This is a genomic window from Pontibacterium sp., from assembly GCF_041587635.1.
Classification (GTDB): Bacteria; Pseudomonadota; Gammaproteobacteria; order Pseudomonadales; family Balneatricaceae; genus Pontibacterium.
In genome coordinates this window covers 1-11,921 of the sequence record NZ_JBFGYC010000061.1, presented here as the reverse complement: position 1 = coordinate 11,921, position 11,921 = coordinate 1, and the positions used below count along the sequence as shown (strand labels likewise).

At 50.5% G+C, this 11,921-nt stretch carries 13 protein-coding genes; 6 read left to right on the top strand and 7 right to left on the bottom strand.

Features of this window, described 5'->3' with window-relative positions; translation table 11 throughout:
- Positions 1-187: 187 nt before the first annotated feature.
- Together ABYW01_RS05390 and ABYW01_RS05385 are read left to right on the top strand one after the other, a co-directional pair.
- On the top strand, positions 188-1,210 hold the full coding sequence (locus ABYW01_RS05390; RefSeq protein WP_372831480.1) for a permease: 1,023 nt from the start codon (positions 188-190) through the stop codon (positions 1,208-1,210).
- Between the two features lie 92 nt (positions 1,211-1,302).
- Positions 1,303-1,878 carry an NnrU family protein gene (locus ABYW01_RS05385; protein ID WP_372831479.1) on the top strand — a complete coding sequence of 192 codons (576 nt, stop codon included), beginning with the start codon at positions 1,303-1,305 and terminating at the stop codon, positions 1,876-1,878.
- 21 nt (positions 1,879-1,899) lie between these two features.
- Here the strand turns inward: ABYW01_RS05385 and ABYW01_RS05380 are convergent, their stop codons facing one another.
- A complete protein-coding gene (locus ABYW01_RS05380; RefSeq protein WP_372831478.1) occupies positions 1,900-2,961 on the bottom strand; it encodes a hypothetical protein in 1,062 nt (353 codons plus the stop codon).
- Positions 2,962-3,612: 651 nt separating this feature from the next.
- Between ABYW01_RS05380 and ABYW01_RS05375 the strand changes: the two genes are divergently transcribed.
- On the top strand, positions 3,613-4,809 hold the full coding sequence (locus ABYW01_RS05375; RefSeq protein WP_372831477.1) for a nitrate/nitrite transporter: 1,197 nt from the start codon (positions 3,613-3,615) through the stop codon (positions 4,807-4,809).
- Positions 4,810-4,882: 73 nt separating this feature from the next.
- Here ABYW01_RS05375 and ABYW01_RS05370 read toward each other — a convergent pair whose 3' ends face one another.
- Positions 4,883-5,212, bottom strand: a complete 330-nt coding sequence (locus tag ABYW01_RS05370) for a hypothetical protein (RefSeq protein ID WP_193953827.1) — start codon at positions 5,210-5,212, stop codon at positions 4,883-4,885.
- 185 nt (positions 5,213-5,397) lie between these two features.
- Here ABYW01_RS05370 and ABYW01_RS05365 point away from each other — a divergent pair, with 185 nt between their 5' ends.
- The gene (locus ABYW01_RS05365) at positions 5,398-5,925 is read left to right on the top strand and encodes an RNA methyltransferase (protein ID WP_372831476.1); all 528 of its coding nucleotides are present in this window, start codon (positions 5,398-5,400) and stop codon (positions 5,923-5,925) included.
- A gap of 110 nt (positions 5,926-6,035) precedes the next feature.
- The gene (gene yegD, locus ABYW01_RS05360; protein WP_372831475.1) at positions 6,036-7,409 is read left to right on the top strand and encodes a molecular chaperone; all 1,374 of its coding nucleotides are present in this window, start codon (positions 6,036-6,038) and stop codon (positions 7,407-7,409) included.
- Positions 7,410-7,476: 67 nt separating this feature from the next.
- Here yegD and ABYW01_RS05355 read toward each other — a convergent pair whose 3' ends face one another.
- The 4 genes from ABYW01_RS05355 to ABYW01_RS05340 all read right to left on the bottom strand — a co-directional run bounded on the left by ABYW01_RS05355 (position 7,477) and on the right by ABYW01_RS05340 (position 9,439).
- Complete coding sequence (locus ABYW01_RS05355) at positions 7,477-7,785, bottom strand: DUF1272 domain-containing protein (RefSeq protein ID WP_372831474.1); 309 nt, start codon at positions 7,783-7,785, stop codon at positions 7,477-7,479.
- A gap of 21 nt (positions 7,786-7,806) precedes the next feature.
- Positions 7,807-8,148 (bottom strand): DUF1330 domain-containing protein, encoded by a 342-nt coding sequence (locus ABYW01_RS05350; RefSeq protein ID WP_372831473.1) that lies wholly within the window; start codon positions 8,146-8,148, stop codon positions 7,807-7,809.
- A gap of 25 nt (positions 8,149-8,173) precedes the next feature.
- The gene (locus ABYW01_RS05345) at positions 8,174-8,812 is read right to left on the bottom strand and encodes a class I SAM-dependent methyltransferase (protein ID WP_372831472.1); all 639 of its coding nucleotides are present in this window, start codon (positions 8,810-8,812) and stop codon (positions 8,174-8,176) included.
- Positions 8,813-9,007: 195 nt separating this feature from the next.
- Positions 9,008-9,439, bottom strand: coding sequence for a VOC family protein (locus tag ABYW01_RS05340; RefSeq protein ID WP_372831471.1), 432 nt, complete (start codon positions 9,437-9,439; stop codon positions 9,008-9,010).
- A 385-nt stretch (positions 9,440-9,824) separates the two neighbouring features.
- On the opposite strand from ABYW01_RS05340, the gene ABYW01_RS05335 reads away from it, so the two are divergent.
- On the top strand, positions 9,825-11,357 hold the full coding sequence (locus ABYW01_RS05335; protein WP_372831470.1) for an aldehyde dehydrogenase family protein: 1,533 nt from the start codon (positions 9,825-9,827) through the stop codon (positions 11,355-11,357).
- 158 nt (positions 11,358-11,515) lie between these two features.
- Here ABYW01_RS05335 and ABYW01_RS05330 read toward each other — a convergent pair.
- On the bottom strand, positions 11,516-11,921 hold a 406-nt coding region (locus tag ABYW01_RS05330; RefSeq protein ID WP_372831469.1), incomplete at its 5' end, for a MarR family winged helix-turn-helix transcriptional regulator.

Below are 11,921 nucleotides of genomic sequence, written 5' to 3'. Positions count from 1 at the left end.
ACCAGATAGCGAAAGATTTCCAGACGGGTGGCATGACCCAATTCAGCCAAGCGCTTTGCGGCGATTTCGATCTGCATTTCATCTTCCTCCCTGCCATTCTTATTTCGATAATACTAGAAATAACTTGACACCACAAAGACTCTTGAATCAGAATAATTCTATATTTCTACATATATGGAATTATAAAATGTCTAACGAACTTATTTCTATGCTCAACGATGCTCTGGGGATGTTCGCCTTTCTTGGGGTGGAGCTCACGGCGCTATTTCTGGTGATCAGCTTCATCGTGGGTGTCCTGCAGGAGTTTATCCCGGCAAAAAAAATACAAAGCATACTCAGCGCGAAAAGTGGTAAAGGTTACTTTTCTGCCGCAGTCCTGGGTGGGATTACGCCATTTTGCAGCTGTTCGACCATTCCGATGCTAACCGGACTGCTAAAAGCCAAGGCCGGATTTGGCCCAACCGTTGTTTTTCTATTCACATCGCCGCTACTCAACCCAATCATTATCGGATTGTTCCTCGCGACGTTTGGGCTCGAGGTCACACTGGCATACGCTACCGTCGCTTTAAGTGTGTCAGTTGTCGCCGGATACCTGCTGGAACGACTGAACTTCGCACGATTTATTCGACCTGAGGTGTTCGGAGATAAACCCGTGGGAAGCTGCTCTGCAAGTACCGAATGCGGGAGTGAAAAACCAACCTCACCTTCAGCGTCATCATGCAGTGTCAGTGATGAAATATCTGACACTGCAGATAGCATCTCTGTCGCATGCAATGGCACGGCCAGCTTGCCAGTCGTCGATAATCGCTGGAAAAGGATCGGCACAGAAACCTGGAGTCAGTTCACCAAGGTACTGCCTTACCTTCTGCTGGGCATAGCCATCGGCTCATTCACCTATGGTTTCATGCCTGCCGACATAATTGCGCAATATGCGGGGGCAGACAATCCACTCGCCATTCCTGTTGCAGCAGTCATTGGCGTGCCACTCTACATTCGAGCGGAAGCCGTGATTCCTCTCTCCTCAGTACTTGCCACCAAAGGGATGGGAATGGGAGCCATTATGGCACTCATCATCGGCAGCGCAGGCGCCAGCCTGACTGAAGTCATCCTGCTCAAATCGATGTTCAAATCACCGATGATTATCGCCTTCCTCATCGTGATCTTTAGCATGGCGATAATGGCGGGTGCCCTCTTCCACTACATGTTTTAAGTCGTTCAAAAAAGACAGGTTTATTTCTCCTGGCAATAGATCTGTCTTCTAGTTCACATATACTAGGGGGGACCCAAAACCAAAGGACCCGCATGATGGATCTGCTTATTCTCGGACTGGTACTGTTTTTTATCCCACACATGATTTCTGTGGTGAATCATCAATGGCGTGACCGTACCACCAAACAGGTCGGTGAACTGACCTGGAAAGCGCTCTACGCCCTGATATCACTGGCAGGCTTTTTGCTGATCATCAAGGGATACGGTGAAGCCCGTCTGACCTCTGAATTTCTTTACACTACACCACAGTGGATGGGGCATCTGGTAGCGCTGTTAATGCTGCCGGTATTTCCTCTCCTGCTGGCCACCTACCTACCTGGGCGGATCCAATCCATTACCAAGCACCCGATGCTGGTTGCTACCAAACTGTGGGCTTTATCCCACCTGCTGGTAAACGGTCGAGTCGCTGAGATTCTGCTGTTTGGTAGTTTTCTGATTTGGGCCGTGCTAGTGCGAATCTCCCTTAAGCGCCGTCCACAGCGCGTTGTGCCAGGCGCACCTAAAACGGCGATGAACGATGTGATTGCACTGGTTGTCGGCATCGGACTTTACGTGGTCTTTGCGTTACACCTCCACCGCATGCTGATCGGCGTTTCGCCATTCGGTTAACGGTTAAGGCGTTAACCTACGTCAGGAGCGGCCCCTGTTGTTTTTATCCCGCCGCTCCTGCTGTGCCCTTCGATCTCGCGCAAAAAGACACCCTTTGATAGGTACGCAAAGCTCTGGTATCTGATCATCATTCGTCTGAATCTTCACCTCACCACTGAAGTCTCCGACTTGAGTTTTATCCGGCAAATACCGAATCATCAACTGGTAGCGATCCCCTTCGGGAAGTCGCTCAGACTGAATCTGGATATTGTCTAAATCGGTGCTCACCGTGATTTCAAAGTCATCACTGCCTTTCCGGTACACCATTAATCTCTGGGTTAATGCATCTACGATTTTCTGATCTTTAGTGAGCGACAGCGGCAATCGGCTCATGTCGACTCTTTCAGGAAAGGTATAAACACGCTCCCTAATCCAGGTATTGGCCGTCAGCGTCATCGACGCACCTTCGCCCTCTCCGGTCTTCAGATAAACCGGCTCACTGAGTTTAGCCCCGGGTTTAATACCGCTTAACGTCAGTGTCACCGCATAATGCTCACCCGGCACCAGCGTAGCGACGTTTACATCGAAGCGGTTACTCCCATGTTTCGTGTCCGAGATAAATAATGGCTGCGACTGGTGATTGATAATTTCGATGGTTGCCTGCTCAGAGTGCCCTAAATCTGTTGCGACGAAAAACTCCGAGTAAGGTTTGAATTCGATAGGAGGTACAAAAAATCCATCCACCGTAAATTCAACCGGTGCAACAGAGTCTTCGTAAAAGTGAACTTTGATTGTTCCGCCATAAGGCCCTAACGAACGCTGATCTGCCAATCCCAATGTGAATTCACCGACACCGCCTGCAGCAACGGTTTGCGTCACATCATGGGCTACGAGCGGTGGTGTCAGCTGAACACTGCGAACTTTGAGTGGTCGGTCAGTCGGATTATCGAAATACAATATCCGATGTACAGAGTCACCCGGCAACACCTTACCTAACGTAATGTGCCGTACACATTTTGACATCATGACACGGCGCTCATCGGAGCACAGGCGCCCCGAAAAAAACGCCATAACCGTCAGGAACAAGTACTGTAGTAATAACATGATCACCATTCCCGATAAGTACACTGCGTATCAACCGGACAATCGAAGTAACCTGACGGCATCGACATGCAGTCAACTGCGGCCTCACCCGTCACCGGTGTGACATGATCTGTGAGGACGAAGGGAGGTTGGGGTTCTACGCGCCGTTCATCAGGATCAACCCCACACCCTATCGGTACTTTATTTGAAAGCTACCTATACCTGGCACCTTCACAATCAGACTCAACATCACCTTTAGCCGTTTTCGCTTCCACCCGCACTCTATCGGTCCTTCCGTTTACCCTAGGTTCTCACCACAGGATGCATAGCACAGTGGTTCAGGTTGATATGCACATTTAATTTCTGCTTGTCTCAACCCTAGCGTTAACCCAGCTTAACAATTGGGATTATTTTGCTGTTTGATTGCATTTTTTTGCACTTACTTATCCCGCTCCCTAAAAACCGCACAAAAACATAATGTTACTGCTGGTGAATTTTTGTACACACACATTCTTATCTAATAAATCCCTTTCATGACTGTAACATCCGCTTTACACCTCTATTTCCTTTACTCACCACTCCCCCGGCCTCCCGAGACCACCCCGCATGGTAGAATGAGCGTAGTAGAACCTAAAACTCGTTTAACAACTCACTATCAGGCAAATGGATGTAATGGACAGGGTATTATCCGATTACCGCACCCCGATACACGTGCTACCCCTTCTGGCGCTATCGACCCTTTTCGCATCTTCCGTCTGGTTTGCCGCCAATGCGGTTATGCCCTCCTTGGCCAAAGCACTGGGCGATGGTCAGACACCGGCAGATATCACCACTGCCGTGCAGTTGGGTTTTATCGTGGGCACCTTCACGTTTGCTGCCCTTGCGATCGCCGACCGCTTCGCTCCCAGTCGGGTGTTTATGATAAGCAGCGTTCTGGCTGCGCTATCTAACTACAGTGTGGTTTGGGTCAGCGATCAGTACTCCGGTATCCTGATTGCTCGCTTTCTGGTCGGCTTTTTTCTTGCAGGCATCTATCCCGTCGGGATGAAAATAGCGGTCAGCTGGTATCCCAAGGGATTAGGTATGGCCCTGGGGTTTCTCGTCGGTGCACTTGTACTGGGTACCGCATTCCCCCACTTGATACGGGCACTGGGACAGGACTGGCCGTGGCAAACGGTTATTCAAACTACCTCTGTTTCAGCAACCATCGGTGGCTTAATCATCTGGATATTGCTCGGAGATGGTCCCAATCGTCCTGTTGCGGGCGAACTGCATCCGCGCGCGCTGATCGATGCATTTCGACAACGGAATTTTCGTGCATCCGCCTGTGGTTACTTTGGCCATATGTGGGAACTCTATACATTCTGGGCGTTTGTACCACTGTGGCTTGTCGCCTATCAGGAATGGCACCAGATCGACCCATTACCGGTCTCATTGTGGAGCTTCCTGATTATCGCAGCCGGCAGCATCGGATGTGCAGGAGGCGGTTTACTCACGCCGCGCATAGGCCCACCACCGGTAGCCGGTATTCAGCTGTCAGTATCCGGGATCTGCTGCCTGTTATCACCATTGATCTTTCTACTACCCGTGGAAGCCTTTCTATTGGCACTTTTGATTTGGGGTGTAGCGGTGGCAGGTGACTCACCGCAATTTTCTGCGCTGAATGCCGTCAATGCACCGCCCCAGCTGGCCGGTTCAGCGCTGACCATGGTGAACTGTATCGGTTTCAGTATTTCGATCGTAAGTCTGCAGGCGATGGAAGCATTGGTGGGTGTACTACCTGACCAGTGGCTTTTTCTAATACTGGTACCAGGCCCCCTTTTGGGGATGCTTTACTTCAAGCCCTTGTTACAGGATCAGACCCGCTAAGGGTCGTGCACTAAAGGGGCTTTGCGATGTGGCCTATCAAATGGATATGCCACATCGCAAAAGAGGGTTCAAATCAAGTACAGCCAGCGTCATAACGCTGATCTTCCAGATGCCTGAGCACCTCATCTTTCTCAACAGATTTACGCACTGTTTCCAATTGATCCAGTTCCTCTTCGGTAAAGCATTCCAGTGCTTCGCGGAACGCCACTTCCAACAATTCTGCTGCGATACAGCTCATATCTTTGTTATACACCAACTCCATCGTTCTGAGCTGGTCATACAGTTCGGTTGGGATCGGCGTTTTTACGTTTTTCACTGACGAACTCGACAGATCGCAGTGCATCCCAGCATCCTCTCCGCTGGTACGTAGTTTTTCAACTACCTCAACAATTTTGGTATTCATAGTGCCTCCTGATAACGTCAGGCGGGAAAATAGAAATGGCTGCTTCTTTAATCAGGTATAGACAGCGATACAACGGCTGTAAATGGATTTAAATTCAGGACGATCACGCTAACTAACGGTTTACGGCGACAGTAAAAGCGTTCATATTTCACCCCCGTGACATTATCGGTGAATGAGACAGCACAATGAGCAAGCCCCAAATCAGCATAGGTTTAAGTAATCCAAAAAGTCCGACAAACGTGGGAGCGGTGATGCGCGCCGCGGGGTGCTTTCAGGCAAATGCTGTTTTCTACACGGGCGAGCGCTACGACAAAGCGGCACGTTTTCATACCGATACTAAAAATCGCACGCTCAGTATTCCGCTAACAGGCACACCTTCACTGCTCGATAGTATTCCAGAAGGTGCAAAGGTCGTGTGTGTTGATCTGGTTGAAGGCGCGACACCCCTACCCCAGTTTGAACACCCGGAAAACGCCTTTTATATCTTTGGCCCCGAAGATGGCACCATTACTCAGGAGATCATTGATCAGGCTGATGCCGTGGTATATGTACCCACTATTGGTTGCCTGAACCTGGCAGCATCCGTCAATGTTCTGCTGTACGACCGACTGGCGAAATCAGAGATGAGTATTGCCGGTGATGAACTGATCCGTGCCAGCCGCGATACCAACAATAAAGTGAAAGTGGCGACATCAACTCTAGAAAACACCTGACCTCTAAGCGCTCCAGCGCGGGGCGCTAAACATAGTCCGCAGCCCTCCCATTTGCCGAACGAATATGCTACCGTGCGCGGCCATTTTTGTTCTGCGGATTTCTCACGACCATGATCGCCGGATTCGATTACGGAAGCTCCAATTGCGCCATTGGCGTTCTAAACAGCACCTCTTCTTCGGGTATTGAACTGTTGCCACTGTATGGCGATCAGCGTTTTTTACCCTCGACCCTGTATGCCCTGTCACGTGAACTCATCTGTGAAGCTGTGGCAAAACAGATTGAAAACCCCGTGCTGCGTGAACGTTACATGACTGAGCGCGCCAATCAGTTGCGGATGGCTGCCGCCTCCCGACGTGAGCACGATATCCAATCCGGTGAACAGACCCTGTTTGTCGGCGAAGCCGCTATCGAGAACTACATCGATCTGCCCGAAGAGGGATACTTCATCAAATCACCCAAATCATTTTTGGGGGTGAGTGGATTACGCGCAGAACACCTGGCGTTTTTTGAAGATATCGTCAGCGCGATGATGTGTGAGATTAAAAAAGCCGCTGAGCGTAATCTGGATGACAAGATTCGTCATACCGTCATCGGACGTCCGGTCAACTTTCAGGGCACCGGCGGTGAAGACTCCAACCGACAAGCCAGTGAAATTCTGCACCGTGCTGCAGCCCGTGCAGGTTTCGAATCTGTTGAGCTTCTGTACGAACCGCTGGCCGCCGGTATCAATTTCGAATCCGATCTGACGGACAATAAAACCGTACTGGTAGTCGACGTTGGCGGTGGTACCACAGACTGCTCCGTGGTGCGTATGGGGCCGGATCATCGCGTAAAGGCAGAGCGAAAAGACGATTTCCTCGGTCACAGTGGTTCCCGTGTAGGCGGTAACGATTTGGATATAAATCTCGCCTACAAAGGCCTGATGCCGGTATTTGGCTTGGGAGGTCAGCTTAAAAGCGGTCGCCCACTGCCAACACAGCCCTACTGGAATGCGGTATCGGTCAACGATATCCCGGCGCAAACAGAATTTAACTCCATGCAGAATATCGAGCTGATGGAGCAGCTACAGCGTGATGCACAAGAGCCACATAAACTGGGTCGTTTGCTGCAACTCCAAGAGCATAAGCAGAACTATCAGTTGGTGCGCAGCGCCGAGCAGACCAAAATAAAGCTGTCGGATCAGGCTGAATACGATGTTGATTTAGGCTATATCGACAAAGACCTGACCCAGCGTATCGGCACGGAGTTATACGAACAGGCGGTAGAACGTCCAGTATCCAAAATCGTTGATTTGATGAGCGAGGCGCTGACACAGGCACAGTGCCAGCCTGACCTGATCTATGTAACCGGCGGTACCGCAAAGTCACCGGTTGTGCGTGAAGCCATTGCACGCAAGTTAGGTGATATCCCCGTCGTCGATGGCGATCACTTTGGCAGTGTGACCGCTGGTCTGACTCAGTGGGCGGAAAAGATCTACCGTTAAAATAGAGAGGTTGGGGCTGACCACATACGTCCCAACCGCCTCATGCCGGAATACCTACCTACATTCTCTATCGATCTTGCGGAGGAATATCCTTCACCCCAACACAAAATTCGACCAACGCGTCCCGACTGTATTGAGTGTTGACGCGTTTCACAGACGCGGGCTGATGCTCAAGCCCAACACCCGTTCGTCGCGCAACGGTCGGACGGATCGGTCGCGGCACAAAACCGCCACCACAGTTCGGGCACACGTTATGCAGCACGTTCTCGACACAATCAACACAAAACGTGCATTCATAGGTGCAGATGCAGGCCTCGGTAGAACTCGGAGGAAGGTCTTTGTCGCAACATTCACAATTCGGGCGTAACTCCAGCATACAAAACTCCTTTAGCGTGGCCTATTTTGAAGGTGCAGATTCGCAATCAAAGTATCCTGATGCAACCAAGTCATCTGTTTCATCCACTCCCGGCACGATCGCCACCCAGCCCTGTGTCATTCCCTGTCTGAATACCGTTAACGCTTGCTGCTCATCGGAGTAATACCAGTGTTCCGCCTGTGCGAAACTGTCAAACTTGTACACCACCATATTGGGTAATGCCTGCCCCTCTACCGCTTTTACCGGACTACCGATAATCACTTCAGCCCCATACTGCTCATCAATAGGCAACGCTCGCTTCGTCAACTCGTCAATCTGACTACGATCCATAATTTTGTAGTTAAAAATCACATATGCAGACATCTAAATTTCCTTATTTCTGACTGAGTTATTGCACCTTAGTGTTGCTCGGCTTTCGCGCGACGATAAACACGGATTTGTCTGGACCTGGCCGCCAATCATATTCGATCTCAAAACCTGCGGTTTCCATACTGGCTTTCAGCGTGCGTTCTGAAAACACAGCCACGGTAGGGAGAAACGGAAACCAGCGAAAGATTGGGGCAACGTACTTAAACCATGCTCCGCTATCCTCTATACAGACAGTACTGGAGATAAACACGCCACCCGGTTTAAGGAGTTCGTAAACACGTTGAATTTCCGCATCCTTGTTCTCAACCAGATGCAGAATACTCATTCCGAGTATCACGTCCCAGTGCGCGTTCAGGCAGCTCAACGCGTGCAAGTCGGTCTGTTCAAAACTGATATTATCTACGCCACTCTCGGTCGCCTTCTGCTTGGCAATCGCCAGCATGTTGGCCGATATATCGATGGCATAAACATCAGCGACAACAGGAGCATGATAGATCGCGGTTGTCCCGGTACCACAACCAAACTCCAATACATGGCTCGCTGGCCCCAGATACTGCCGTGTCACCGATAACTTCTTTTGGTAGGCAGCCTCATCTGATACCGGCTGTCGCGCATAACGCTTAGCAATTCGATCCCAGAACTGACTTGGATGTGTCATCCACCCTCCCTCATATTGCTAATAAACACTGGCATAGCCTGTACAGGCGCAGGCTGATTAAACATCTCCCACACAAGCCTTTCAGATAAATATATTTGTATCGACTGTCGCTCTATACACTTTGATTGGAATCACACGGGTATTTTTAGTCACCAACCAGACAGCCACTTACACCTTAACATCACTCACATGCCGCTAAGACACGGGTTGATGAAACTCAATCACATTGTCATCCGGGTCACGAATAAAGATAAACGAAGCGCCATCCGGTGTAACGATAGGCCCTTCGGTAATTGTGTAATTGATCGATTCAAGATACGCCTGAGCCGCTTGCAAATCTGTGACTTCAAGCGCGATATGGGTGAAACCTGTATGTTTTTCAGGGACATCCATCAATACATTCAATGTCTTCGATTCGGAGCCATTTAGAATGAAGTTGATATTAATGCCTGATGGATGCTCCATCACCGCCACGGGTTCCGGGCCCACTGGACCCACAATAAATACAAATCCGAGTTTTTCGTAAAAGCCACGGGCAACATCCAGATCCGTCACCCTTAACCCCACATGGTTGATTCCGGTAATCTCTTTCATCGTAACCTCATCTTTGTAGCTCCCTCGTTCCATCCAATCATCCTATTTGATCATATATCCCAAAACCGCCCAACCAAGAGGCCTTCAGGCTGGAACCACACATCATGAACGGGTTGGGTCTATAGATCATATTAGCCTCGAATTTATAGTGATCCCATGAGCTAAAAAGCCCTGAGCCTTTGGAGAGGTTCTGTTAGTGCTCTGCGGGTATTGGTGTCTGTGATCCAGATCCCAATACCCGACTTGTGAGGCATAACGTTGTTTTGCTGCGCAAGCGCTAGCGGTGATTACGATATCCGATACCACACTTTACGGGCCCGATACCTGCTAAGTGTTGCCACGAATACGAGCCACGCCGCGAACCAGAGTGCTATCACAACCTCTTCTAGGGCCTAATCCGATAAACAGGAACCGATTCATGACGACCCCTTACATCAAAATAAAAAACCACATCAACGGCGTCTGGGTAGATGAAAGCAACGGTCAGTACGAGCCGCTGCGTAATCCTTCCACCGGTGCAGTGATTGGGGAAGTACCCCTATCTTCTCCAGAAACCTCCCGTGCAGCAGTTGCTGCAGCGGCTGAAGCATTCCCTGCCTGGAGCGCTACACCGCTGCCAAAACGTATGGACTACATCTTCCAGATGTATAGTGCGATGCAGGACAACCTGGAGCCTCTGGCAGAGGCAATCGCGATTGATCAGGCCAAACACATCGCCGAAGCACGCGGTGAAGTGGGTCGTGTTATCGAGATCCTGCAGATGGCATGCACCATTCCAGCACTGATTCAGGGTGAGACGGTTCAGGGCATCGCCAACAACATCAACGGCCGCCTGATTAAAGCGCCACTGGGTGTGTTCTGCGGTGTCGCACCGTTCAACTTCCCGGCGCTGGTATTTGGCTGGTTCATCCCATTCGCCATCGGTACCGGCAACACCTTCGTGTACAAACCATCCACCGAATCGCCACTGTTCATGCAGAAGATGATGCAGTTGATGGTTGATGTTGGCCTGCCTGAAGGTGTTGTAAACATCGTACACGGTGACCGTGAAACCGTTGAAGCCTGGTACGACGATGACAATGTCGCGGGCGTATGCCTGGTCGGCTCTACGCCAACGGCAAAAGCAATCGCTGAAGGTTGTGGTCGCGGCGGCAAGAAAACCATGTTGCTGGGCGGTGCGAAGAACTTCCTCGTCGCGATGGAAGACGCACCGATGGACCTGATGATCGAGAACATCCTGATGTCCGGCTACGGTTCTGCCGGTCAGCGTTGTCTCGCTGTATCCAATATCGCGGTGGTACCGGAGATTTACGACGAGTTTGTCGAGCGTCTGCTGGAAGCCTCCAAGAACATCAGTGTGGGTGATGCAATGGACCCGAATGTATTTATGGGCCCGGTCATCTCCGCAAACGCGAAAGAGCGTATCGAAAACTACATCAACATCGGCGTAGAAGGCGGGGCTACGCTGGCACTGGACGGCCGTAACCCAGATGTCGCGGATGCTAACAAGGACGGTTACTTCGTTGGGCCCACCGTTTTCACCGACGTCACCCCTTGCATGCAGATTGCCCGCGAAGAGATCTTTGGTCCGGTGTTGAGCGTGATGAAAGTGGGTTGCATCGACGGTGCGCTACGCATGATCAAAAACCATGATATGGGTAACGGCGCGGTCATCTTTACCCAAAACGCGTTCTATACCGAAAAATTCATCAATGAAGCTGATGTCGGCATGGTCGGCGTAAACGTCGGTATCTGTGCACCGCACCCCTACCTGCCGTTTGGCGGTATCAAAGGCTCTCTGGTGGGTAACAACAAGGTTCAGGGTAAAGATGCGATCGACTTCTTCACCCAGAACAAAGTGGCTACCGTACGTGTGGTTGATCCTCGCGGTAACAAACCAGCGGAAGCAAAGCCTGCAGATAGCTCTGTGCGTAGCTGCGTGGCAAGCTGATCTGAAGTGAATGTTGGGAATCGCTTCGCTCGTCACCAACCTACACAAATACGATGTAGGTCGGGATGAGCACAGCAATTCCCAACACACACAAAAAAGGGGAGTGAATTCAATTCAGTCCCCTTTTTTGTTCTCTGCGTCGAAGAATGCGCCAATGACTATGCGCTAATCTTCAGACGCAGCTTATCGCATAAGGCTTTTAGCTGGTCGGACTCTTCTTGAGTCAGTGGAGACTGGCACGCCATGGATTTAGGAATCTCCTGAGCCCGCGACTTCAGTGACTTTCCTTCATCTGTCAGCTGTAACAGGCAGGAACGCTCATCCTGTTTACAGCGCACACGTTCAAGCAGCCCTTTTCCTTCCAAACGTTTTAACAATGGCGTGGTGGTACCGGAATCCATATGGACCTTCTCCCCAAGCGCCTTAACACTGATGCCATCCTCAGCCCACAGCACCATCATCGCCAGATATTGTGGATAGGTCAGATCCAGATCTAGCAAAGCTGTTCTATACGACCGCACCATCGCATTCGCCGCACTATACAGTGAAAAGCAGCTCTGATTT